Origin of the sequence: Allobosea sp. WAO, assembly GCF_001509835.1 — a bacterium.
Taxonomy (GTDB): domain Bacteria; phylum Pseudomonadota; class Alphaproteobacteria; order Rhizobiales; family Beijerinckiaceae; genus Allobosea.
Genome location: NZ_JXTJ01000005.1, coordinates 174,533 through 198,036 on the forward strand (window position 1 = coordinate 174,533; position 23,504 = coordinate 198,036).

The 23,504-nt window shown below is 69.5% G+C and carries 26 protein-coding genes; 5 read left to right on the forward strand and 21 right to left on the reverse strand.

Annotated elements, in window-relative coordinates; genetic code table 11:
- Positions 1-23 precede the first annotated feature (23 nt).
- From DK26_RS08895 to DK26_RS08945, 11 genes are read right to left on the reverse strand one after another with little or no spacing between them, the layout of a single operon-like run.
- On the reverse strand, positions 24-3,953 hold the full coding sequence (locus DK26_RS08895) for a glycoside hydrolase/phage tail family protein (protein WP_066470721.1): 3,930 nt from the start codon (positions 3,951-3,953) through the stop codon (positions 24-26).
- On the reverse strand, positions 3,953-4,411 hold the full coding sequence (locus DK26_RS08900) for an NlpC/P60 family protein (protein WP_066470723.1): 459 nt from the start codon (positions 4,409-4,411) through the stop codon (positions 3,953-3,955). The genes DK26_RS08895 and DK26_RS08900 overlap by 1 nt, the downstream gene beginning before the upstream one ends.
- The gene (locus DK26_RS08905; RefSeq protein ID WP_066470728.1) at positions 4,408-5,298 is read right to left on the reverse strand and encodes a DUF2163 domain-containing protein; all 891 of its coding nucleotides are present in this window, start codon (positions 5,296-5,298) and stop codon (positions 4,408-4,410) included. The genes DK26_RS08900 and DK26_RS08905 overlap by 4 nt, the downstream gene beginning before the upstream one ends.
- Before the next feature lie 9 nt (positions 5,299-5,307).
- On the reverse strand, positions 5,308-5,949 hold the full coding sequence (locus DK26_RS08910; RefSeq protein WP_066470729.1) for a DUF2460 domain-containing protein: 642 nt from the start codon (positions 5,947-5,949) through the stop codon (positions 5,308-5,310).
- A gap of 56 nt (positions 5,950-6,005) precedes the next feature.
- Complete coding sequence (locus tag DK26_RS08915; RefSeq protein ID WP_083533088.1) at positions 6,006-6,593, reverse strand: phage tail tape measure protein; 588 nt, start codon at positions 6,591-6,593, stop codon at positions 6,006-6,008.
- Positions 6,594-6,616: 23 nt separating this feature from the next.
- Positions 6,617-6,847, reverse strand: a complete 231-nt coding sequence (locus DK26_RS08920; RefSeq protein ID WP_066470856.1) for a phage tail assembly chaperone — start codon at positions 6,845-6,847, stop codon at positions 6,617-6,619.
- Entirely contained in the window at positions 6,844-7,197 is a 354-nt protein-coding gene (locus DK26_RS08925) for a gene transfer agent family protein (RefSeq protein WP_066470730.1), read from the reverse strand. The genes DK26_RS08920 and DK26_RS08925 overlap by 4 nt, the downstream gene beginning before the upstream one ends.
- 11 nt (positions 7,198-7,208) lie before the next feature.
- The gene (locus tag DK26_RS08930; RefSeq protein ID WP_066470732.1) at positions 7,209-7,619 is read right to left on the reverse strand and encodes a phage major tail protein, TP901-1 family; all 411 of its coding nucleotides are present in this window, start codon (positions 7,617-7,619) and stop codon (positions 7,209-7,211) included.
- A 22-nt stretch (positions 7,620-7,641) separates the two neighbouring features.
- Complete coding sequence (locus tag DK26_RS08935; RefSeq protein ID WP_066470734.1) at positions 7,642-8,052, reverse strand: DUF3168 domain-containing protein; 411 nt, start codon at positions 8,050-8,052, stop codon at positions 7,642-7,644.
- Complete coding sequence (locus DK26_RS08940) at positions 8,049-8,354, reverse strand: phage head closure protein (RefSeq protein WP_248309910.1); 306 nt, start codon at positions 8,352-8,354, stop codon at positions 8,049-8,051. The genes DK26_RS08935 and DK26_RS08940 overlap by 4 nt, the downstream gene beginning before the upstream one ends.
- Positions 8,355-8,401: 47 nt before the next feature.
- Positions 8,402-8,986: a hypothetical protein gene (locus tag DK26_RS08945; protein ID WP_066470736.1), complete on the reverse strand. Its 585-nt coding sequence runs from the start codon at positions 8,984-8,986 to the stop codon at positions 8,402-8,404.
- A gap of 73 nt (positions 8,987-9,059) precedes the next feature.
- Between DK26_RS08945 and DK26_RS08950 the strand changes: the two genes are divergently transcribed.
- Both DK26_RS08950 and DK26_RS08955 read left to right on the forward strand, forming a co-directional pair.
- Positions 9,060-9,839, forward strand: coding sequence for a trypsin-like serine protease (locus DK26_RS08950; protein ID WP_066470738.1), 780 nt, complete (start codon positions 9,060-9,062; stop codon positions 9,837-9,839).
- Between the two features lie 111 nt (positions 9,840-9,950).
- Positions 9,951-10,826, forward strand: a complete 876-nt coding sequence (locus DK26_RS08955; protein WP_083533092.1) for a trypsin-like serine protease — start codon at positions 9,951-9,953, stop codon at positions 10,824-10,826.
- A gap of 24 nt (positions 10,827-10,850) precedes the next feature.
- On the opposite strand, the gene DK26_RS08960 is transcribed toward DK26_RS08955, so the two are convergent.
- The 10 genes from DK26_RS08960 to DK26_RS09000 form a co-directional block, all read right to left on the reverse strand.
- Positions 10,851-12,089, reverse strand: a complete 1,239-nt coding sequence (locus DK26_RS08960) for a phage major capsid protein (RefSeq protein ID WP_066470741.1) — start codon at positions 12,087-12,089, stop codon at positions 10,851-10,853.
- Positions 12,090-12,139: 50 nt separating this feature from the next.
- Positions 12,140-12,661 carry an HK97 family phage prohead protease gene (locus DK26_RS08965; protein WP_083533093.1) on the reverse strand — a complete coding sequence of 174 codons (522 nt, stop codon included), beginning with the start codon at positions 12,659-12,661 and terminating at the stop codon, positions 12,140-12,142.
- On the reverse strand, positions 12,658-12,834 hold the full coding sequence (locus tag DK26_RS28925) for a hypothetical protein (protein WP_157089591.1): 177 nt from the start codon (positions 12,832-12,834) through the stop codon (positions 12,658-12,660). The genes DK26_RS08965 and DK26_RS28925 overlap by 4 nt, the downstream gene beginning before the upstream one ends.
- Positions 12,831-13,031, reverse strand: a complete 201-nt coding sequence (locus DK26_RS08970; protein WP_066470745.1) for a hypothetical protein — start codon at positions 13,029-13,031, stop codon at positions 12,831-12,833. The genes DK26_RS28925 and DK26_RS08970 overlap by 4 nt, the downstream gene beginning before the upstream one ends.
- Positions 13,028-14,200, reverse strand: coding sequence for a phage portal protein (locus tag DK26_RS08975; protein ID WP_066470748.1), 1,173 nt, complete (start codon positions 14,198-14,200; stop codon positions 13,028-13,030). Before DK26_RS08975 ends, DK26_RS08970 begins: the two co-directional genes overlap by 4 nt.
- Positions 14,201-14,389: 189 nt before the next feature.
- On the reverse strand, positions 14,390-15,667 hold the full coding sequence (locus DK26_RS08980; RefSeq protein WP_248309911.1) for a terminase family protein: 1,278 nt from the start codon (positions 15,665-15,667) through the stop codon (positions 14,390-14,392).
- The gene (locus DK26_RS08985; protein ID WP_066470751.1) at positions 15,636-16,034 is read right to left on the reverse strand and encodes a hypothetical protein; all 399 of its coding nucleotides are present in this window, start codon (positions 16,032-16,034) and stop codon (positions 15,636-15,638) included. The genes DK26_RS08980 and DK26_RS08985 overlap by 32 nt, the downstream gene beginning before the upstream one ends.
- A gap of 334 nt (positions 16,035-16,368) precedes the next feature.
- Positions 16,369-16,950: a TIGR00730 family Rossman fold protein gene (locus DK26_RS08990; RefSeq protein ID WP_066470759.1), complete on the reverse strand. Its 582-nt coding sequence runs from the start codon at positions 16,948-16,950 to the stop codon at positions 16,369-16,371.
- A complete protein-coding gene (locus DK26_RS08995) occupies positions 16,947-18,329 on the reverse strand; it encodes a M20/M25/M40 family metallo-hydrolase (RefSeq protein WP_066470762.1) in 1,383 nt (460 codons plus the stop codon). The genes DK26_RS08990 and DK26_RS08995 overlap by 4 nt, the downstream gene beginning before the upstream one ends.
- Before the next feature lie 127 nt (positions 18,330-18,456).
- Positions 18,457-19,992 carry a helicase HerA-like domain-containing protein gene (locus DK26_RS09000; RefSeq protein ID WP_066470763.1) on the reverse strand — a complete coding sequence of 512 codons (1,536 nt, stop codon included), beginning with the start codon at positions 19,990-19,992 and terminating at the stop codon, positions 18,457-18,459.
- A gap of 149 nt (positions 19,993-20,141) precedes the next feature.
- On the opposite strand from DK26_RS09000, the gene DK26_RS09005 reads away from it, so the two are divergent.
- The 3 genes from DK26_RS09005 (at position 20,142) to thiD (ending at position 23,449) form a co-directional block, all read left to right on the forward strand.
- Positions 20,142-20,528 carry a hypothetical protein gene (locus DK26_RS09005; RefSeq protein WP_066470768.1) on the forward strand — a complete coding sequence of 129 codons (387 nt, stop codon included), beginning with the start codon at positions 20,142-20,144 and terminating at the stop codon, positions 20,526-20,528.
- Between the two features lie 171 nt (positions 20,529-20,699).
- Positions 20,700-22,625 carry a methylmalonyl-CoA mutase subunit beta gene (locus DK26_RS09010; RefSeq protein WP_248309912.1) on the forward strand — a complete coding sequence of 642 codons (1,926 nt, stop codon included), beginning with the start codon at positions 20,700-20,702 and terminating at the stop codon, positions 22,623-22,625.
- A complete protein-coding gene (gene thiD, locus DK26_RS09015; RefSeq protein ID WP_066470769.1) occupies positions 22,622-23,449 on the forward strand; it encodes a bifunctional hydroxymethylpyrimidine kinase/phosphomethylpyrimidine kinase in 828 nt (275 codons plus the stop codon). Before DK26_RS09010 ends, thiD begins: the two co-directional genes overlap by 4 nt.
- Positions 23,450-23,504: the final 55 nt, after the last annotated feature.

Genomic DNA, 23,504 nt, shown 5'->3' on the forward strand with positions numbered 1-23,504 from the left:
GCTTGCGGTCGGGCAAGCCTAGCTCAGCGGATCGTGACGAGTCCACGCCAGGGCTGCCCGGCGCCGGCGGCGAGGCTGAGCTGATCGAGCCCGATGTCTAGGCTCGGCTGCGTCGCGCCGAAATCCTCGATCTCGCTGGCGGAAGGATAAAGCAGATCCGGCGCCGCACTCTCGATAACGCGCTTGACGGCACCCGCCCGGTAGATGGTCACGCGGTAGCGTTCGATCTCCTCGCCGAGCGGGACTTCGGCCGCTTCCCACGAATCGCCGTCGACCCTGGTACGTCTGATCCAGCGCAGCATGACGCCTGCCGGCACACGGCGGCCCCGGGGATGCACGGGAGCAAGCGGGCGCAACGCGGCCGTCCCCACGGTTGCGACGAGTTCCCGCATTGCCGGGCCGGCGACGTCGGCATTGGCGGGCCCGACGCGATAGCGCCAGGAGCGACCGAGCTCGTCGAGCGTCGCGCTCAGCACCTCTGCCGCACCGTCGAGGACGACAACGCGCGCACCGGTGGCCAGAATCCGCCCGGCAGCGGGCTCGGAGCCCCCCAGGCCGCGGATCATCTGCGAGAGCCGGAAAGCCTGCGGGCCGAGCAGCTCGGCGCGTGCCGCAGTGACGATCTCGACATTGCCGACTGGGTCGATCAAGGCGAACGCATTGCCCCCCGCAAGCGCCGCCTCGGCGGTAATCGAGCTCAACGAGCCGCCGCGCAGCCGGACATCGACGCTGGCATGCCGATCCGTCCGCCAGAGCGGCCCGGGCTGCAGCGGCGTCAGCGTCTCGCCCATGATCGACGGCGTCGCGACGAGACCGTGCAGCAAGAATGGCATGCCTTCGGCTGCCCGCCAGATCGCCAGCCCGCCCGGCCAGGGATCGGCGAAGGCCGCAAGGTGTTGTAGTGCCGACGGCGAGCCGCGTGCGATCGGCAGGTCGAGCACCAGCGCGTCGGGGCGACCGGCGACTCGCGGCGCGACCTTGACCGGCCGCGAGCCCGGCTGGACCGGCGCGGCGCCGCGATAGATCGCCGGCTCGACCGCCCGGGCGCTTGCCTTGCGAGTGATGCCGTCACTGATACGCGTCAGCCGGAACAGGCGCGGACGTCCGGCGACCTCCAGCGAGACGACATCACCGGGTTCGAGGTCGATCCGGCGCGGCGAAAGCTCGAGCTCCAGTGTCTCGCGGCCCGCCCAGACCTCCTGAAGGCGCTGGTCGGCCAGACGCTGCCCCTCGGCCCGGCGGGTGACGATCGCGGTCTCGACCGCGCTTTCGCGGCGGGCAGCGCCGGCCAGCCGGCGCGAACGCGCCGCGGCCCGACGATAATCGTTGTCGCCGTCGATATGGGCGAGGCGCAGTTCGCGCGGCAATTCGCTTTCCTCCGCCCGTCGCAGCGAGAAGGGCTGGCCGTCACGGTCGAGAACAAGGTCCTCGGACGAAAGCTGGCGCGCGACCGCAGCACCGCGGCCCCGAAAGCTCAGCTTGCCGGACGACATGGTAACGTCGAAGCCGAAGGCCTGGGCAAGCGGCTCCAGCACTTGCCGTGCCGCGAGCGGGCGGTCGAGGACGTAGCCGTCGAGGAAGCCGTCGATCGCGATCTCGTCTGGCGCAGGCAGGCCGTAATCGGCGAGGATAGCCCGCACCAGCCGATCCAGCGTCGCGCCTTCGAGCCGGCCGTTGATCCAGTGGCCGGTGTCGTAATTGGGGCCGTCGGCCCAGACCGATTGCAGCTCCGGGAAAGCCGGAAACGGCCGCGCATCCCAGGTCCAGACATAGATGTTCGCGGGATCGACCATGCGCCGTCCGTCCGGCCCGAAGATCGGATTGGCCGTGGGATCGAAACCCGGCAGCGCCGGATCGAAGCCGGAGAGGATCGCCTCGAGCCCGCGGGCCTGCACCAGATCGTCGCGAGCGCGAGTCGAGAAGTGCGGGTAGCCGCCATCGACAGATTTCGGATCGGGAAAGACGTTCGGCGCGTTGCCGCCCTTGTCGACCGCGGGCAGGCCGATCTCGGTCAACCAGATCGACTTCGAGCCGGGCTGCCAGGGGGTGGGCCCGACTTCGGAGCCGTGCAAGCGCTCGACATGAGAGTTCAACCACCAGCCCGGCAGATCCTTCGGTCGGAAGATCCAGGGCTTGCCGAAGGCGCCGTCGCTGATCGGCTGGCGGTTCTGGGACTGCCGGTCAGCCAACGAGGCATAGTACCAGTCATAGCCCTCGCCCGAGGTCAGGCGGTCGCGGAGATGGTCGACGTCGGCCGCCCCCCGCGCCAGGGCGATGTCGGCATGCCCCGGCGTATCGCGCCAATCGGTCAGTGGCGCATAGTAGTCGATGCCGATTGCATCGATGTCCGGGGAGGCCCAGAGCGGATCTAGCGGGAAGCGCACCTCCAGACCGCCGTCACGAACATGGGCGCCGTATTCCGTCCAGTCCGCCGCATAGGTCAGTTGGGTCGGGGCGGGCAGCAGTGCACGCACCTCGGCCGCCAGCGCGACGAGCCCGTCGACCATCGGATAGGCACCGGGCGCGCTGCGCACGCGGGTCAAGCCAACCAGCTCCGAGCCGATGATGAAGCCCGAGACCCCGCCGGCCGCCTTGGCGAGCATCGCGGCGTGCAGGACGGCGCGGCGAAAGCCCCAATCCCCCGGCACCGCACAGAGGACCCGGCCGCCGGCGAGCGAAAAATCGCTCGCACGCGCCGAGCCGAGAAAGCTTGCGATCTGCGCGGCGGCTACCGGGCTGGCATCGGGAGAGCCTGGCCGGTCGGGGGCCGGCGAGCAGCTCATCCGGCCACGCCAGGGATAGGGAGGCTGCGCAGCCTCGCCGGTATGGGGGTCCGGCAGGGCATTGTCCGCCGGGATGTCCATCATCACGAAGGGATAGAGCACGACCTCCAGCCCATAGACGTCGCGCAGCCTGCGGATCAGCGCGATGACGCTGTCGTCGGAGGGCGTGCCGCCATAGGCCGGCTTGCCGCCTGACCGGCTGACCAGGCGCGCGCCGGCGCGGCTTAGCCCGGCGACGGACCATTCAGCCCCCGCCGTGGACTTCTGCGCGATCTCGACCCGCGGCGCGACCGTGCAGGAGCCTGCGCGCAGATCGTCGCCGAACCAGCTCACCACCAGCGAGATGCGCCGCAATTGCGGGCAAAGCGCCAGCAGATGGCCGATCGCCCCGTCGACATCGGTGGCGCTGTGCCATTGGTGGCGGTTCTCGAAGAAGGTGACGCCGGCTTCCGGTTCCCGGATCACCGGGGTCGGCTGGTAGATGAACTCGCTCGCACCGGGGATCAGCGTCACGGCGCGGATCATGTCGCCGAGGCCCGGCACGGCACGCACCACCTCGAAGGAGAACTGCGGCACGCGATTGCCGTAGTCGGCCAAGGGAAAGCGCTCGAATACGACATAGGCCGTGCCACGATAGCCCGGCGCGGCGCCGGCCTCCTTGGCGGCGATCAGGGGGTCGGGCAGCTGATCGGCAAAGCCGCGATGGACGCGCAGCGACACGGCGTTGAAATCGATCTCGCGGCCATCGGCCCAGATCCGGCGCACGAAGGCGATCGGCCCCTCGCACAGGCCGATGGCGATATTGGCGTAGTAGGAATAGGTGGTCTCGTAGGTCTTCTGCGCCTTCTGCCCGCCCTTGCCGCCGCGCTTGCTGCGGGTGACCGTGGTGGTCACATCCTCATCGAAACGCGTCGCCCAGATCAGCTGCCCGCCGATCCGCGCCCGACCATAGACGCGCGGGATCGAGGCCCCCTCGGTCGAGGCGAGGCCCTCGATCTCGGTCAGGCGCGGACCTTCGACAACTCGGGTTCCCCCGCTCCCACCGAGCAGGGATTGGTCGAACCCGGCGCCGGCGGCCGCACCGAGCGCGCGGCCGATCACGGCGCCGACGGGTCCCCCGAGCATGCCGCCGAGCACCGAACCCGCGACCTGGAGAACAAGTGTGGCCATCAGCGAACCAGCTCCGGAAACGAGAAGGCATGGCTGCAATGGCGGCACCACCAGCCCGTGAAGGCGACCTCGCCGACCGCCGCACCGTCGTGAGCGTGAACGATCCACCCGGGTTCGCTCAGGATGGCGCAATGCGCCGCCGGGAGATTGTCGCGCCAGCGAAAGAGCAGCACGTCGCCCGGCAGAGCGGCAGAAATTTCGCGAGCTTCGAGATGGCGCATCGCAGCAAGCGCCAGGGTCTCGCCGACTGCCTGCTGCGCCCAATACGGATCATAGGGCGGCAACGGCTCCGGCTCGTCGCCATAGAGTTCGCGCCAGACGCCGCGCACCAGGCCGAGGCAGTCGCAGCCGACACCGCGCAATGATGCCTGATGATGATATGGCGTCCCCAACCAGGAGCGAGCCGCCGCGACGATGCGCAGGCGTGTGGCCGAGCCCGGCTCCCTCGCGGCGCTCATCGAAACAGGCTCCCGCCGTCGAACGGCCCCGCCCCGGGCGTGGAAGAGCCGACGCCGCCGACGATAAAGTCGTTGCCGGGCAGATGCGGGAAGCCACGAAAGTTCATGCCATTGCCGAATTTCGCCTGGCAGGTAGCGAAGCTCTTGTCGCAGCCGGCGGTCACGGTGAAGGCATCGCCGACCGCGATCGGCGCCGGCGCCGCCTGCCAGAGCTGGAGACTCGCGGCGCCGTCGGCAGCGCCATGCGCCTTGACCTCGCAGGCGAAGCCGAGATTGGCTCCAGACGTGAAGACGAGACGGCCGCCCCCGAAATAGCCATCGCTATTGCTCGCCAGGTCGGGGGATACGATGACGAAGCGCCCATCCGTCATGCCGACGGTACCGGCCTCGGCCAGGAGAGCGAGCCCGCAGCGGGCATCGCCGAGATCGGCAGCGCAGGAGGTGGCGTAGAGCCCTCCACGCTCCTCGTCGAAGGCCTTGCCCAGCCCCCTTACCTCGGCGCTGAAATGACTGTCGCCGCGCTTGACCTCGCCGACGAAGCCGGTCTCCAGAAGCACGCGTTGGGCGATGTCCGCCCAGTTCACCAGCCAGAGCGATACCCGCGCATCGTCATAAAGGCCTCGCGACAATTCCGCCTCGCTGAGCCCGCTGGTGGCGAAGGCGCCGAGCACCTCGCCACCACCCGTCGCGAAACCGAGTTCGGCCGTCGCTTCTGCCGCCTCCAGCCCCGAGCGGGCCTGGAAGAGGATGCCGTCGAAGGCAAGATCACGATCATGATCGGTGAAGCCGAGCACGGCACCGTCACGCCGGGTGAGACTCCAGCATCGGCAAAGCGTCGTCGCCTCGCCGGCAACATGCTCGGCGAGCGCGGAAGGCAGATTGCGCATGGAAAGGCCTCAGTCAGCGATTTCGACGATTGGAATCTTCGGGATGTCACCGGCCTCGAAGGCCGAGAGGTCGACCTCGATCATGTCCAGGTCGAAGCGCACCGGCACGTCGAAGGCGAAGCCGGCGCTGACGAGTGCGCCCGCGACAGGGGCATGCCCGACTGCGAACGTCAGCGAGCCTGTCGCGTGGTCGCAGCTGACGGCGCTGGGCTGCTCCTGCACGATGCCATTCACCGCGACGAGCACCGAGCCGGGCACCGGCTTGGTGATCCGCCTGACGTAAGGCGCATGCAGGCCGCCATAGAGCTTGCCGAGCTGGAAGACGCGGGTCGCGCCGTCGCCGACGCCGATCTGCTGGTCGCCCGCCGCCGGCTCGGCCGAAGGCGCGCAGCTCTTCCAGTCCAGCCGGTCGCGCCAGCGAAAGCCGTAGAGCCTCCCGCGCCGCTCCTCGAAGAAGGCGACGATGTTCGCCAGCGCATCGAGCGTGCGGATCCCGAAGCCGGCATCGTAGCGCCGGCGTGAATGCGCCCAGCGGCTGTTGCGGATCTCCCGGCCGGAGGCCAGCGTCACCACCTGGGTCAGCCGCTCGGGGCCGCCGCGCGCGCCGCGCGCGATCTCGATCGGAAAGCGCACTTCGTGGAAGCCGCTCATGCCGGCCCTCCTTTCAACTTGGAATCTGCGCGCAAGGCTCTGAACCGGCGCGGGCCTCAGAGGGCCCGGTTGCCTCGCGCCACCGCCCGCGCGATCGCGGCCGACACCTGCGCCTCCGAGCGGCGGAAGCTCTCGGCGTCGGGCGTCGAGACCTGGACGGAGATGTTGACCGGCCGGCGCCCCTCCCCGCCACCGGCCCGGACGCCGAGCTTGCCATCGGGGCCCCGCGAGAGCGGCAAGATCGCTTCCGCGCCGCGCTCGCCCATCAGCCCGAGCCCGCGGCCCATGGCGAAATAGGACGGGGCCGCGACGACGCCGCCATCGGCGAAGACCGAGACGGACGGCGCCGCCGCGCCGCCGATCCCGCCGGAGAAGAGGCCGCCCAGGCTCTTCAGCCCGGAGCCAAGCAGGCCCGAGAGACCGCTCTGCAGCGGCTTCAGCGCCGATTTCAGCAGACTGTCGCTGAATGTCCGGCCGACGCTGCGCAGCACATCCTCGAAGCGCCGGCCCTCGACGACGCCCCTGGCGAAGGCGCCGGTAATCGATTTGCCGAAAGCCTCGGAGGCCTTGGTCAGGCCTTGGGTGAGCCCGGTCATCGACTTGAGCCCGGAGGTATCGAAGGAGGAGATCTCTTCATCCTGCATGGCTTCGCCTTTCTGGGGGCGGGTTAGGCCGAAGCCGCCTCGCCGGGATTGTCGGGGTGGTCGCGCATCAGGGCCTTGAGCGTGCCGCGCGCCGGCGGCTCGTACGCCGGAGCGGCGCGAAAGGCCTCGCTGGCGGCAATGATCTCGCGCGGGCTCGCGGCCCAGAACACGTCCGGCGGCCAGCGCAGGCGGCCGAGGCCGAAGGTCATGACCTCGCTCCAGGGAAAGGGAGACGTCGCCGCCGGCGCGCCTATGGCACCGGCGGCGACGGAGGGCGCGGGGACTCGCCCTGGCCCGCGGGCGCGAAAGTCGCGTCGAGCAGGTTGATCGCCGCCGCGATCGCGCCGTTCAGCCCGCCGTCGAAGGCGAGTTGCGCCACCGCGTCGTCTGACAGCGCGCCCCCGCCTCCGCGCAGGCCGGCACCGAGGATGCGGACGATATCGCGGGACGACAGCTGGCCGGTGGCGAAGCGCTCGCCGAGGGCGGGCAGGCTCTCGACGGAGAAGGCATGCTCGAGCTCGGCGAGCGCGCCCAGCGTCAGGCGCATGGGCAGCGCTCTGCCCTCGACCATCAGGGCGACCTCGCCCCGGTAGCGATTGACCATGCCGGGCCTCCTCAGGCGAGCGTGAAGGCGAGCTGGCCGGCCGATTCCAGCGACAGCTCGAAAGTGACCTCGGCGGCATGGTCACCGCGATACTCCAGGGTCGAGATCTGGAACGGGCCGGCAATCACCCCGAAATCGGGCACTACCACCTGCCAGTTGCGGATCGCGCCATCGAAGAAGATCTGCCGCACCAGTGCGTCCGAAGCTTCGTCCTTGAAAATGCCGGTGCCGCTGATGCTGGCGCGGCGCATGCCGGCACCCGCGAGCAATTCGCGCCAGCGCCCGGCCGACTCGGCATGGGTGACGTCGACCGCCTCGGCATTGAAGGCGATCTGCCGGGCGCGCAGCCCGGCGACGGTGACGAAGCTGCCGCCTGCGTCAGCCGCCTTGAGCAGCAGGTCCTTGCCTTTCTGGGCCGGCATCGGCTGTTCCTTTCCGGTGTTCTCAAAGGGTTTCGGTGACGGCGCGGAAGCGCAGCGTCACCGTCGGAAGCTGGCTCCTTGCATCGCGGGCGAGCCGTGAAGACAGCCAGGTCAGGTTGATCAGGCGATGTCCGTCGAGCGCGAGCGGCGCGCCGCTCAGGCTGGCGACAATCGCGGCGGCCGCCTCGAGCGCCTGGCGCGCGGAAGCGCTTTCGCCGGCCCAGACGACGAGGCCGAAGCGCTGCTCGCAGCCCCTGTCGCTGCCGGTCGACCAGTCGTCGGCCTCGACCTCGCCATGCACGAGATAGACGCCCTTCGCGGCGCGCGGCGGCTCCTCGTAGAGTCGCCCTGCGCCAATCAGAGCGGTCAGGCCGGCATCCGCGGCCAGATGCGCTTGGACGGCGCGGCGCAGGGCAAGGACCGCTCCGCTCATGGACGAACCTCCTCCACCAGGCATACAAGGCGCCGCCGCGCGCCATCAGGGTCCGCGACGGCGCGGATCTCGAAGACCTGCGTCGCGTCCCGCAGCCGCTGGCCGGCATCGACTCCGGCCCGCCAGCGCAGGCTGATGCGATGGCTGAGCGCTTGCTCGGGGCGTCCGGCGCGCCAGCGTTCCTCGCCGGACAGCCACTCCACTTGCGCCCAGACGGCCGCGACGAGGATATGGGTCCGCGTCTCGCCGCCGATCCCGTCAGGCGTGCCGACCGGCCGCTCGAGCAGCAGGCGGCGGCGCATCGTGCCGACCGGACTCCGCATCGACCTTCCGTTCATCGCCGGCTTCTTCACAGCTTCAGGCGGCGATAGGGCGCGACGAGCGCCGCGATCTCGACCGGCAGATGCGTCGCGTCGCGGCTGACCACGTCGCCGCGGTGCTCGAACCAGCGGCAGGCCAGCCGCAGCACCGCTTGGCGCAGGGGCGCCGGCACCAGATCGCGCGTCGCCCCGAAACCGGCGACGACATCGATCTCGATCGCAGCCCGGTCGCGGCCCGGCACAGGCACGGTCCCGGAGATCGTGATGACAGGCGGGTCCGTGCCCTCGACCAGGACAAGCGAGGAGGCGACTACGACCTGCGCGCCGCCCGCAGCGTCGTAGACCCGCGCGGCGATGATGCTGCCGACCGGTGAAAGCGGCAGGCGCAATTCCCCACCGACCGGCCAGCGGTCGAGGACGAGGCGCCAGCTCTGGTCGATCAGCATCCGCCCCGAAGCCGCCTCGACCATCAGGCGGGCCGCCGTGATCAGCGTGCCGAGCAACTCGTCCTCGTCGGAGGCCAGGAGCCGCAGGAAATCCTTGGCTTCCGACAGCGAGACCGGCTCGATCGCAGGCGGCGCGATGGCGAGCGGCGTCATGGTGACCGAGATCATGACCTCTCCCTTTCCGGGGTTTGAACGGAGCGGCCGATGCGCTATCCAGCGCCCTCCCCAACTGGAGGGCGCCATGCGCGGCGGCACAGCGAAATGGTTTGCCGGACTGGCGGCAGCGGCGACGGCGCTGCTGGCCTCGCCGGCCTCAGCGGTCGTCGGCGGACGCGATGGCGGGCCGGAAGCCGGCTCCACCCTGATGGTCCTCAACGCGCGCGGCGGCGTCTGCACCGGTATCGTGCTGTCGCGCCGCGCCATCCTGACCGCAGCGCATTGCGCCGATGGGCGAACCGATCTGCGCATCCATTGGCGGGAGGGCGGCGAGCCCGTCCTGATAGAACCGGCGGCGATCACACTGCATCCAGAATTCAACGCAAAGGCCGTCGCGGCCCGGCAGCGCTCGATCGACCTTGCGCTGGTGCGCCTCGCGACACCGCTCCCGGCCCGCTTCTCGGCGGCTTCGCTGGTCGACGGACCCCTGCCCCGCGCCGGCACCGCGATCACGCTCGCCGGCTACGGCGTCTCCCGCGAGGGCGAAGCAAGGACCACCGGCATCTATCGCTCCGCCGCGCTCGCGACCGTCGAACCCTATGGTCCGGGCCGGATCCTGATCTGGGCCGCCGATCCCGCCGGCGGCGGCAAGCGGCCGGCAGCCGGCGCCTGCCAGGGCGATTCCGGGGGCCCGATCCTCGACAGCGAGGGCGGCATCGTCGCCGTCACCAGCTGGTCGACCGGCCCCACCGGCAAGCAATGCGGCCTGCTCAGCCAGGGCGTTCTGGTCGCCCCCCAGCGCAGCTGGATCGACCGGACCCTGTCGGGCTGGGGCGAAAGCGTCGATTGGACGGCAAAACGCTAGGACGCAATGCAGCCGACCGGAGCAGGATTTCGCTTACCCCCCCGGCTCCGCCGGGGGCAGGCGCGACGAAGGGGCACTGGACGGCGCCGCAGCAAACCATAAAGTGACGTCATGGCCGCAACGACCTCGACCGCAAACCTTTTCGGCCGCCCATTGGTGGCGGCCCTCGTCCTGCTCACCGCAGCGCTGCAGGCCGCTCCGGCCGAGGCCGTGGTGGGCGGCGTGAAGTCGCGCTCGGCCGATGGCGTGCGCGCCTCGACCCTGCGGATCGAGACCAGCCGCGGCGAGCTCTGCTCCGGCGCCGTGATCTCGACCGAGCTGATCCTGACGGCGGCGCATTGCCTGATGACCGGTGGATCGGTCCGTGTCATCAGCCTGGACCGGCGCTTCCGCAGCCGCACGCACGCCGTCGCCGCCGTGCTGCCGCATCCGACCTTCGTGCCCGGCACGACGCCGCGCACCCAGCCGGGCGCCGACCTCGCGCTGATCCGCGTCGCCAGCCCCCTGCCCGCCGATATCGAGCCGCTGACCCTCGGCGGCGGCCTCTGGCAGGGCGAGACGGTGACCATGGCCGGCTTTGGCCTGGCCTCGGAGAACAACAAGCGCACAGCACGAGTTCTGCGCGAGGCGACCTTGGTCAATGCCGGCAACTACACCACGGCGAACACGGTCAAGGTCGCGGTCGACACCGAGAACCGCGGCGAGGTCCCCGGTGCCGGCGCCTGCCGCGGCGATTCCGGCGGCCCGGTGCTTCGCGGCCCGCCGGGCTCGCGCGATCTCGTCGGCATCGTCTCCTGGTCGAGCGGGCCGCTCAGCTCGCGGGTACGGCTGATCTGCGGCGGATTCACCGCGATCACCCCGATCAGCGAGCACCGCGCCTGGATCAGCGAAGCCAGCGCTCGCCTGCTCAATTTCGGCGACGGGCCGCAGCAAGCTCGCGGCGACGCCAATCCGAGCGCCAGCTACAGCTGGTGGTTCGGCCGCTGAGCCGAGGCTCTGCGGCCTCGCACCTCAGGCGGAGAACCTCAGCCCCTTGATCGCGGCGAAGTCCTGGACGCCGCCGCCGACGCGCTTCGTCGTGTAGAACAGCACATGCGGCTTGGCGGAATAGGGATCGCGCAGGATGCGCACCCCGGCCCGGTCGACGACGAGATAGCCGCGCCGGAAATCACCGAAGGCGATCGAGACCGCATCCGTCGCGATGTTCGGCATGTCCTCGGCCTCGACGACCGGGAAGCCGAGCAAAGTCGCCTGCGCCCCGGCCGCAGCCGGCGGCTGCCAGAGATACTGGCCGGTCGTGTCCTTGAACTTGCGCACGGCGGCCTGCGTCTTACGGTTCATGACGAAGCTGGCGTTCTGGCGATAGCCGGCCTTCAGCGTGTAGACGAGGTCGACCAGGATGTCGGCCGGGTTCGAGGCGGCGAAGGCGCCGGCGACGCCGGTCTTCAGCGTGCCGATATTGCCCCAGCTCCAGCTTGCATCCGCGACCGTCGGATAAGCGAGGAAGCCCCTCGGCTTGTCGACGCCGTCGCCATTGACGAAGGCCGCGCCCTCCTGCTCGGCGAAGGCGCTCTCGACCTCCTCGGCGATCCACTGGTCGATGTCGACAATGGCGTCGTCGAGCAGGGTCTGCGTCGCCGCCGGCATGGCGTAGAGCTCCATCGCCGGGAAGGAGAGCTCGGCCAGAGTGGGCGTGCCGGTCTGCGGCCGGGCGACACTCTCCGCCACCCAGCCCGAGGCCGGGCCGGTGGTCGAGAACGCCTTCTTGTAGGTGCCGGAGGAGATGGTCCGCACCGTCGCCAGCGCGCGGATCGGCGAGACGGCGGACAGGCGCCTGAGAATCTCGCTCTCGACGGTCGAGGGCGCGAGATAGCCGCCGTCCGGCCCCGAGCCCGCGGAAAGCGCCTTGCCCTCGAGCTGCTTCAGACCGGCCGCCTCGCCATGGCGGACATAGGAGGCGAAGGCGGCCTTGTGCTCGGCGATTGCCGGGTCGCGCTCCTCACCAGCGCCCAGCGCCGGGCGGCGGGCATCGAGCGTTAGCCGGTCGAGGCGGCGGCGCGTCTCGTCGAGCGCGCCGTCGAGACGCAGCAGCTTCTCGCCGGTCACGACGTCGCCGCCCATGCGGGTCTCGAGTTCGGCAAGGCGCTCGTCATTGGCGGCGCGATAGGCTTCGAGCGTGTAGCGCAGATCTTCATAGGCGAGCGCGATCTCGCCGGTAGCCTTGGTTTCGGGAGCCTGGTTCGGGGTCATGGTTTCTCCTCGCATGGCTGGTCCTCGGAAATGAGCGGGTGGTTGCGGGTTCAGGGCAGGAAGGCCGGCGAAAGCGGGCGCGCCGCCTTCACCATCGCGACGCGGGCCTGCAGCTGCATGGGGAAGGTGACGAGCGAGATCTCCCAGAGATCGACCTTCTCCAGCCGGCGCAGGCCGGTGCGCGGATCGTTGCGGGCCCGCTCGGAGCGGAAGCCGATCGAGAGCCCGTCGATGGCGCCGTCGCGCATCAGCGCGTGAATCTCGCGGGCGCGGGCGACGGCGAGCGAGAGCCGGCCGCGAACGTGGAGGCCGCGCGTATCCTCGCGCAGCTCGATCCAGCGGCCGATCGGCTCGGTCGGATCGTGCTGCCAGAGCAGCTTGACGCCGCCCGGCCCGCGACGTGCCAGGCTCTCGCGGAAGGCGCCGGGCTCGACCACGTCCTTGCCGAGATCGGCGATGCGGAACAGGCTGGCATAGCCCTCGAAGGCACCGTCGGGTTCGATCCGCGTCAGCGGCCGCGCCAGGAATTTCGCCTCCCGCACCGGCTGGGCAGTCCTGAGAGCGAGCCTCATCGTGCCGTCTCCTTGCCGGAGCGGACGCCGCCGTCGAGGCGGCCGAGCGTCTCGAAGAAGCGCCCGAAGACCTCGCGGGGCGGGCCCGCCTTGCGCGGCGCACGCGTTCCCGCGTTGGGCCGGCTGCCGGCAGGCCCTGGCCGCGGCGGCGATTTCGCGCCGGTCTTGCTCATGTCTCGTCTCCCTCGTAGCGGGCGTTGAAGCGGGCGAACTCGCGCACGAAATCGTCGAAGCGCCGGTTGGCGGCGACGAGCTCGCGCAGCACGAAAAGCGCGAGCGCCGAAGCGCAGAAGGCCCAGAGCAGCAGAGCGAGATGGCCGAGATCGCCGCGCGCGACGATGCCTCCAGCCGCCTGTTCAATGAGGTTCATGACGCCTCCTCCCGGCGGCCGTAGCCGACCGCCTCGCGCTTCTCGTCGATGCTGAGGAATTCGGCGGCCGAGACCCTCCGCCAGAGCGATTCCCGCTCCTCGGCGAGCGCCTCGACCGCGTCGAGATCGGGCTCCAGCGTGAGCTCGTCGCCGAAGGCCGGGCCGAGCCATTGTGCCAGGGACTGGGCGGTACGCCTGACCAGCGGGATCAGCGTCTGGCGCCAGAAGGCGCGGTTGGCCTCGGCGAAATTGGCGTGGGTGTTGTCGCCGGGCAGGCCGAGCAGCAAGGGCGGCACGCCGAAGGCGAGCGCGATCTCGCGCGCGGCGACGCCCTTGGCGGCGACGAAATCGAGTTCGGCCGGCGACAGGGACAGCGGCTTCCAGTCGAGCCCGCCTTCGAGCAGCAGAGGGCGGCCGGCATTGCGGGCGCCCTGGAACCCATCCTCGAGTTCCTGCTTCAGCCGCTCGAACTGCGCCTCGGTCAGCGTGCCGCCTTCCGGCCCGTCATAGACCAGCGCGCCCGAGGGCCGCGCCGCATTGTCGAGCAGCGCCTTGTGCCAGGCACCCGCGGTATTGTGGACGTCGAGCGAGCAGGCGGCAGCCTCGATCGGCGACAGCCCGTAATGGTCGTCGACCGGGTGAAACTGGGAGAGGTGCAGGATCGGCGGCACGCTGCCCTCATCCTGCCGGAAGCGGATGGTGCGCGCGCCGACCGTGTAGTCATAGGCCTCGGCCCAGCCGTCGCGTCCGGGTACGACCCGCATCCGGTCAGGCCGGAGCGCATGCAGTTCGCGCGGCTCGCGGCCGATGCTGACGGCCTCGACATAGGCATTGCCGGCGACGGCGAGATGGCCAAAGAGCGTCTCGCGGAAGGCGATGCCGCCCTGGCGCGGATTGGGCCGCTCGATCAGCGCCAGCGCCGGATGCTCCGGCTCCTCGCGCCCGCCGACCTTGGCGATCAGCGGCGTCTGAGCCGCCGCCTCGGCGATCAGCCTGACGCAGCGATGCACCACCGGGTTGCGCTGATAGCCCTCCCGCGACAGCGCGCCATAGTCGCGCGGCGTCCAGACCGGGCGCCCGGCCTCGTGAAGCGCGATCAGCGGCCCGATGCGCGAGCGTTTGTGTTCCGGCGCAGCGAGGCCGCGCAGGCTGCGAAGAAAATTGAGCATGGGGTTCTCGCTATGAAGAGCAGGTCACGCCCGGGCTCGGCCCAGGCAGCTCGATCCATCACCCGATTCATTCCGGGCGACCGCAGGGACGCCCGGGATCCATTCCTGAGCCTTTCCGAACGAAGTTCAGGCATGGATCCCGGATCAGCGCCGCTTCGCGGCTTGTCCGGGATGACCTCGGAAGTAGGTCTAAAGCCCCCTCACCCGCGGCCGGCCTTTCGGGCCCAGCATCAGATGCGTGAGCGCCCAGACCAGCGCATCGAGCCGGTCGGGCGAGCGGCCCGAACTCAACCCGGTCGGGCAAAAATCGCACATCTCGTCTTCCAGCGCCGGGAACGCACCGGCATGCCGGACCCTGCCCTGCGCGTAGAGCGCCGCCACGGGCTCGGCCCTCAGGAATTTTCCGCGCGAAGCCCTGACCGGCGTCACCGGCACGCCAGGATCGACCTCGCGGATGACGCTTTCCGCCATCTCGCCGCCCTGGTTGACCTCGACGACGAGGGCATCGGCCTCGAGCCGACGATAGAGCGCGACGGCACCTTGCGCCCATTCATGCGGCCTGGCGCCGGCAAGCGTCGCGTCCGCCAGCACATGGCCGATGCCATCCCGGTCGATCCCGGCAGCGACCAGCCCGCAGCTATCGGCCCGCTTCGAGGAGGAAGCCGGCGGGTCGACCGCGACGACGATCCGCACCAATGGCGGCGCCTCGCGTTCGCGAACTTCCTCGATCAGCGCCCGGCTCCAGAGCGCATCGGCGCTTTCCTCGACGATCTCGCCTTCGAGTTCCTGCCGGCCGAGCCGCGTGCCGCCATAAGCTTGGTTCACGCTGTCGAGGAAGCTCGGCGCCAGGTTGAAGCGGTTGGCGCTGGTCGCGGCCCGGCTGACCGTAACGCGGGGGTCGTCGAGCAGCCGCCTGATCAAGGGCAGCGGGCGCGGCGTCGTCGTCACCACCTGACGCGGCCGGTCACCGAGACGCAAGCCGAGCTGCAGCATGTCCCATGTCTCCTGAAGGTTCGGCCATTTCGCCAGCTCGTCGGACCAGGCGGCGCCGAATTGCGGACCGCGCAGGCCTTCCGGGTCCTCGGCGGTGAAGACCTGCGCGATCGCGCCATTGCTCCATTCGAGCCGGCGGCGCGAAGGCGACCAGACCGGCATCTCCCAGCGGTGATGGATCGCCAGCAGTCCGGAGACGCCCTCGATCATCACGTCACGGACCTGTCCCTGCGTCTCGCCGACCAGGGCGATGCGGCCGATCGGCGCCGCAGCGAACGGCCAGCGCCCCAGCGCCGCCCCACGCACCCATTCGGCGCCGGTCCGCGTCTTGCCGGCGCCGCGGCCACCGAGAACCAGCCAGCTGAACCAGTCCTCCTGCAGGACCGGGAACTGGTCCGGGCGTGCCCAGGCGGCCCAGGTCGTCAGGATGATCTGCTGTTCTTCAGGAGAGGCCGTCTCCATGAGGCGGCGCACCAGCCGCGCCCGCCTCCTCGGCGGCAAGCGCCGCAAGACGGCGTCCAAGCTCTCTGCGAAGCTCGCCGACGCGGCGCAATCCTTCGGCGGGGCTGGGTTCATCCTCGGCCTTTCCTTCCTCCCCCGCCGTAACGGAATCCAGCGCGACCAGCTCGCGCACGGTGCGGGCCAGCGTCGCCAGCGTCTTGGCATCGGCCTCGCTCGCGGCCTTGCCGGCCGGCAGCTGCGCGAGATGCGCTTCATGGGCGGCGAGCTGCCTCTGCGCCGCCTTCCAGAGCTTGGCGATCACCGCCTTGCGGCCGGGAGGCGCGCGCCTGCCCTTCGCCGCCGGCAGGACCGGAGCGTCGTCTTCGCTATCGTCGGTCATCGCGGGAACCTTTGCGCCAAGCCGTTATTCCGGGGCGGGCCGGAGGCCTGAGCCCGGAACCCATGAACACCGCCCTCGGAACGAGGGGCCCCAAGTGGGCCATGTTTCTCCAAGGCAATGTGGTGTTCATGGGTTCCGGGTTCGCCGCTGGGCGGCGCCCCGGAATGACGGACCTGGTCGCGGTTGCAGCGCCGGATGTGCAAAAGCCGCCGGCTGTTCGCGCGGCGGCTTCGTTCGCCCCACGCACAATTCGTGAGCGTTCCCGATCTCTAGCCGATCAGCGTCACGATGTCAAGGACTAAATTCCTATTCTGACATCACCCAGAATGGCGGCTCAAGTCTCCTCCTTCTCCACCCACTTGATCTGGGCCAGCGGCTTGTAGGCCGCCATCCTGTCGAGCAGGGTCGCCGGATCGCTTTCAGTCATCGCCATGTCGCGATGAGCCTGGCGCAGGAAGCCGGCGCTCGCCGTGTTGTCGAGGAAGGCGGCGAGCGGATCGTAGAAGCCGGCAATGTTGAAGAAGCCGAGCGGCTTGCCGTGGATGCCGAGCTGGCCCCAGGTCCAGATCTCGAAGATCTCCTCGAAGGTGCCGATGCCGCCTGACATGGCGACGAAACCGTCCGATAGCTCGGCCATGCGGGCCTTGCGGATATGCATGGTCTCGACGACCTCGAGCCGGGTCAACCCGTTATGGCCGATCTCCTTCTCGCGCAGCGCCCGCGGGATCACGCCATGGACCTCGCCGCCGGCGGCAAGCGCCGCATCGGCGACGGTGCCCATCAGCCCGACCGCGCCGCCGCCATAGACGAGTGTGAGGCCGCGCCGGGCGATTTCTGCGCCCATGGCGCGCGCGCCCTCGGCATGAACGGGATCATTGCCGGGGCTCGATCCGCAGAAGACACAGACTGATTTCATGAGGCAAGCGCCTGCAGGATGCGGGCCCAGGAACGCTGGCCCTTGTGGAAGGAAGAGAGGTCGTATTTCTCGTTCGGCGAATGCACCCGGTCGTCGTCGAGGCCGAAGCCGACGAAGAGCGTGTCGAGCCCGAGCGTGCGCTTGAAGTCGCCGCCGACCGGGATCGAGCCGCCGCTGCCGATCGAGACGACACGGCCGCCCCACTCCTCGGCGAGAGCCTTGCGCGCTTTCTGCAGCACAGGAGAATCAACCGGCACTGCAAGCGCCGGCGAGCCGGAATGGCTAATGAACTCGGCCGTTACATCCTCCGGCAGCCGCTCGCGCACGAACTGGTGGAAGGCGGCCTCGATCTTGGCCGGGTCCTGGTCGCCGACGAGGCGGAAGGAGACCTTGGCCGAGGCCTTTGCCGGGATGACGGTCTTCGAGCCCTCGCCGGTATAGCCGCCCCAGATGCCGTTGACGTCGCAGGTCGGGCGCGACTGGATCTGCTCGATCAGCAGGCGGCCCTTCTCGCCGATCGAATGCTTCAACCCGATCTGGCCGAGGAACTCCTTCTCGGTCAGGCCAAGATCGGCCCATTCGGCCTTCTGCGCATTGGTCGGCTCGTGCACGCCGTCATAGAAGCCGGGAATCGTGATCCGGCCGGTCTCGTCATGGATCTCGGCGACGATCCTGGTCAGCACATGGATCGGGTTCGCCGCTGCGCCACCGAACAGGCCCGAATGCAGGTCGCGATCGGCCGCGGTCAGGCGCACCTCCTGGTAGACCATGCCACGCAGGGTCGAGGTGATCAGCGGCGTGTCGCGGTCCCACATGCCGGTGTCGCAGACCAGCGCGAAATCGGCCTTCAGCTCGGCGGCATTAGCCTTGATGAAACCCGGCAGGTTGACCGAGCCCGACTCCTCCTCGCCCTCGACCAAGATGGTGAGGCCGATCGGCAGGTCGCCGGTCTCGGCGAGCGTGGCGCGGATCGCCTCGATGAAAGTCATGACCTGACCTTTGTCGTCGCAGGCGCCGCGCGCGAGGATCGCCTTCCGCCCCGGTTCGATCTCCTTCACCGCCGGCTTGAACGGATCGTTGTCCCAGAGTTCGAGCGGATCGACCGGCTGGACATCGTAATGGCCGTAGAACAGCGCATGCGGCGCGCCGGGCTTCGGCCGGTGGGCGAGCACAACGGGGTGACCGCCCGTCTCGCGCAGTTCTGCCTTGAAGCCGAGGCCCTCCAGATCGAGGCGGAGCCATTCGGCCGCCTGGCGCGTCTGCGTATCGAAGGCGGGATCGGTCCCGATCGAGGGGATTTCGAGCCAGGAAGAGAGCCGGGCCAGCGAAGCGTCGAGGTCGGCATCGAGACGGGAGAGAATGGCGGGCAGCTTGGACATGGCGCTCACTGGGGCTGATTCCGGTGGCGCCATCATGACCAGCCCGGCGCCATGCGCCAGTGCCGCCAAGGCATGACAGTAAACACCGCCCCGCCCGGAGGGCGGAGCGCCGTGGCGCAAAACCGGCTCAGCGCTTGCCGCCGCCCATCATCGAGCCGAGCACGCCGCGCAGGATGGCGTTGCCGACCTGGCGGCCGATTGTGGTCGCGGCCGAGCGCGCCGCCGAGGTGATCACCTTTTCGGCCATGCTCGGCGGCAGGCGCCCGCCACGGCTGCCGGGGCCGGTCTTCGGGCGCTCCGTCTGCCCCCCGAACCAGTCGCCGATCGTGTCGAGGATGCCGCCGCCCGAGGTCGAGGCCTCGACGGCAGAACCGTCAGCGTTCATCCCCTTGCGCTTCATCAGCTCCTCATAAGCCGACTCGCGGTCGACCATCGTGTCGTATTTTCCGGCGAATCCGGAGTCGCGCATGCACTGGGCGCGCTGCTGCGGGGTGATCGGCCCGACCTGCGCCATGGGCGGGGCGATCAGCGTCCGCTCGACCATGGTCGGCGTGCCCTTGCCTTCCAGCGTCGAGGTCAGCGCCTCGCCGACGGCGAGCTGGGTGATCGCCTCTTCCGTCTTGAACTTGGGATTCTGGCGGAAGGTCTCGGCGGCGGCGCGCACCGCCTTCTGGTCGCGCGGGGTGAAGGCGCGCAGCGCGTGCTGCACCCGGTTGCCGAGCTGGGCGAGCACGGTGTCGGGAATGTCGAGCGGGTTCTGGGTGACGAAATAGACGCCGACACCCTTGGAGCGGATCAGGCGCACCACCTGCTCGACCGCGGTCAGCAGCGCCTTCGGAGCGCCGTTGAACAGCAAATGCGCCTCGTCGAAGAAGAAGACGAGCTTCGGCTTGTCGAGATCGCCGACCTCCGGCAGCTGCTCGAACAGCTCGGAGAGCAGCCAGAGCAGGAAGGTCGCGTAGAGCCGGGGATTGGCCATCAGCTTGTCGGCCGCGAGCATGTTGATGACACCGCGCCCGTCGCGGTCGGTCTTCATGAGATCGCTGATCTCGAGCCCCGGCTCGCCGAAGAACTTCTCGCCCTTCTGGTTCTCGAGCACCAGAAGCTGGCGCTGGATCGCCCCGACCGACTGGGTCGAGACATTGCCGTACTTCGTCGTCAGCTCCGAGGCGTTCTCGGCGATGAAGGCTAGGACGGCGCGCAGATCCTTGAGGTCGAGGAGCAGCAGCTTCTGCTCGTCGGCGATGCGGAAGGCGATGTTGAGCACGCCCTCCTGCGTGTCGTTGAGGTCGAGCAGGCGGGAAAGCAGCAGCGGCCCCATTTCGGAGATGGTGGCGCGCACCGGGTGCCCCTGCTCGCCAAAGACGTCCCAGAACACGGTGGTGAACTGGTCGGGCTGGTATTTCAGCCCGAGCTCCTCGGCCCGCTTGACGAAGGGCGGCTTCGAATCGCCGGGCGCCGCGACGCCGGAAAGATCGCCCTTGATGTCGGCGGCGAAGACCGGGACGCCATGATTGGCGAAGCCTTCGGCCAGGACCTGCAGCGTCACCGTCTTGCCGGTGCCCGTCGCGCCGGTGACGAGTCCATGCCGGTTGGCGAGCTTGAGCAGCAGCACCTCCGGCTTCACGCTCTTGCCGATCAGGATCGTGCCGTCATCCGCCATGGTCGCGCCTGCTCCGTTGCCTTAAGGTCGTGCAACGGATGTAGCGAAACGAGAAGTTGGGCGGAAGCATGAAGATCGCTTCCGCTTGAGATAGTTTATGTGTAAACTATCTTCAGAGCGCCATAGGCTCGCTACGAGAGGATCGCACGATGGAAGAACTGATCTCCCGCATCATGGCCGCATCCGGCCTGGACGAGTCGCTGGCGAAGAAGGCTATCGGCATCATCCTCGCCTTCCTGCAGAAGGAAGGTCCCGCGGCCGAGATCGGTCAGCTCTTCGCGGCCCTGCCGGGCGCCCAGGACCTCGCCGAGGCCGAAGGCGGCGCCAAGGGCGGGCTGATGGGCGCGATCGGCGGGCTGATGGGCGGTGGCGGCGGCGTCATGGCGCTCGGCGGCCAGCTGATGGGCGCGGGCCTCTCCATGGGCCAGATCCAGAGCGTCTCGAAGGAGATGTTCGCGGTCGGCCGCGAGCAGGCCGGCGAGGACACCATGGGTGCGATCGTCGGTGCTATCCCCGGGCTCGGCCAGTTCGTCTGAGCCGCATTCTTATCCTTGCATCGCCTGCAGCGCCGCCCCTTCGGGCGGCGTTTTGCTATCCGGCCCCGGCACACCGGAAAGGCCGAGTCACGGCCCGGCACTTGCCTTCATGGCGTCGCTTGGCGATGAGAGCTTCACGGTCGCACCCTCGACCGTCAGGAGTTCGCGCTGATGACCTCGACCTCGCCTGCCGACCTGCCCTTCATGGGGGCTTTCGCGACGCCTGCCGGCGAGCAATGGCGCGGCGCCGTCGAGAAAGTTCTGAAAGGCGCCGATTTCGAGAAGAAGCTGGTCGCGCGGACCGCCGACGGCATTCGCATCGAGCCGCTCTATACGGCAGCGACCGGCAGCGCGGCCCGGCCGCTGCGCCCGCAGCAGGGGCGCTGGCACGTGGCGGCACGGGTCGATCACCCGGAACCGGCAGAGGCCAACCGGTTGGTCCTGGCGGAGCTCGAAGGCGGTGCCGACTGTCTCAGCCTCTCCCTTGTAGGCGCCGCCGCGGCGCGCGGCTTCGGGCTCGCGGCCAAGACCGTCGCGGAGCTCGACGCCGCGCTTTCTGGCGTGATGTTCGACCTCGTCCGACTGCGGCTCGATCCGGCTCCCGGCGGCCGTAGCAATGCGCTGCTCCTGGCCGATCTCGTCGAGAGTCGCGGTCTTGCCGGCGATGCGGTCGAGATTGATTTCGGCATGGACCCTGTCGGCGCGCTCGCCAGCTCCGGCACGTTGTCGGTCTTGGTGCCTGAGCTTGGGCAGCGCCTCGCCGAGACGATCGAGACGCTGAAGGCGCGCGGCTTTCGCGGCCCCTTCGTCGCGGCCGATGGCCGCCCCTGGCACGAGGCGGGCGCGAGCGAGGCGCAAGAACTCGGCGCCGTGCTCGCCACCGCCGTGACCTATCTACGCCTGCTCGAAGCGCAGGGCATGCCGCTCACCGAAGCGCGCGACTCCATCTCCTTTACGCTCGTAGCCGACACCGACGAATTCCTGACCGTGGCCAAGCTGCGCGCCGCGCGCCTGCTCTGGGACCGCGTCCAGCAAGCCTGCGGCCTCGATCCCAAGCCCGTTTTCATCCATGCCGAGACGGCTTGGCGCTCGCTGACGCGGCGCGATCCCCACGTCAATCTGCTGCGTGGCACGGTCGCGGCCTTCTCAGCCGGGGTCGGCGGCGCCGACTCGATCGGCGTCCAACCCTTCACCGCGGCGCTCGGCCTGCCCGATGCCTTCGCCCGGCGTATCGCCCGCAACACCCAGCTGATCCTGCTCGAAGAGGCCAATCTCTGGCGCGTCGCCGATCCAGCGGCGGGGGCCGGCGGGTTCGAGGCGCTGACCCAGGCGCTCGGCGAGCAGGGCTGGCGCAAGTTCCAGGATCTCGAGGCCGAAAGCGGCGACGGCGTCTCAGGGATCGTCGGCGCGCTCATCAATGGCCATGTCCAGCAAGGGCTGGCACGCGAGCGGGCAAACCGGGCCAAGGCGATCGCGACCCGCCGCGAGCCAATCACCGGAACGAGCGAGTTCCCCAATCTCGCCGAGGCGGCGGTCGATGTCCTGGCGCCGCCACCAAAACCCCTGCCCGCCGGCGCCGGCAGCGATGCGCCGATCAGGATCGAGGCGCTGCCGAGCCTGCGGCTGGCCGAGCCCTATGAGGGGCTGCGGGCGCTGTCCGACATTGCGGTAGCCACAGGCGCGCGACCGACCGTGTTCCTGGCGACGCTGGGTGGCATCGCCGCTTTCACCGCCCGTGCCGGCTTCGCCCGCAACCTGTTCGAGGCAGGAGGTATCGCCGCCCCTTCCGGCGACGGTTTTGCCCGGGACGGCGCGACCGATCTTGCGGCGCTTGCCGCGGCCTTCAAGGCCTCAGGCACGAAGCTCGCATGCCTTTGCGGCTCGGACGAAGCCTATGCGGCCGAAGCTACCCAAGCCGCCAAGGCGCTCGCGGAAGCCGGAGCAACCGTCTGGCTGGCGGGACGGCCCGGCGAGCTGGAGCCTTCCCTGCGCGAGGCCGGTGTCGAGAACTTCGTCTTCGCCGGTTCCGACGCGATCGCGGTCCTGCAGGATGCGCTCGCGATCACCACATCCACCGGACAGGCGGACAAGGAATGACCATGCCGATCGCGCTCACCATCGCTGGCTCGGATTCGAGCGGCGGGGCCGGAATCCAGGCCGATCTCAAGACCTTTGCGGCGCATCAGGTCTATGGCGCCAGCGTGATCGTCGCGTTGACGGCCCAGAACACGCAGGCCGTGCGGGCGATCCACCCGGTTCCGGCCGATTTCGTCGGCGCCCAGATCGATGCCGTCTTCGAGGATCTCGACGTCGCCGCGGTCAAGATCGGCATGCTGGCGACCGCTGAGCTGATCGAGGCTGTCGCCGACGGGCTGGAGCGCCATGGCGCCCGCAACATCGTGCTCGATCCGGTGATGATCGCGGCTTCCGGCGGGCGCCTGCTGCAGGAGGATGCGATCGAGGCGCTGAAGCGCCGTCTCCTGCCGCTCGCCACCCTGGTAACCCCGAACCTGCCGGAGGCAGCCGCCCTGCTCGGCACGGCCATGGCCGAAACCGAGGAGGCTGCCGCCGAACAGGGTAGCGCAATCGCCGCGCTCGGCGCCGCGAATGTCCTGGTCAAGGGCGGTCATGCTTCGGGTGCGGACAGCGTCGATGTGCTGGTGTCGAAGGGTGGGCAGCGCCAGCGCTTCGTCGCACCGCGCATCGAGACGCAGAACACTCACGGAACGGGCTGCACGCTCTCCTCCGCCATCGCCTCCGGCCTCGCCCATGGCATCGCGCTCGACGAAGCCGTGGCGCTGGCTAAGCGCTACATCTCGGCGGCGATCGCAGCCTCAGACGAGGTCAGGGTTGGCCATGGCCACGGACCGGTGCATCATTTCCATCATTGGTGGGACAGGACCGACGGGAGAGACCGATGAGCTTGATCCCGGATTTTGCGAGTGTTTCGTTCGGCGGTGGCGCGGCCACGCAGAC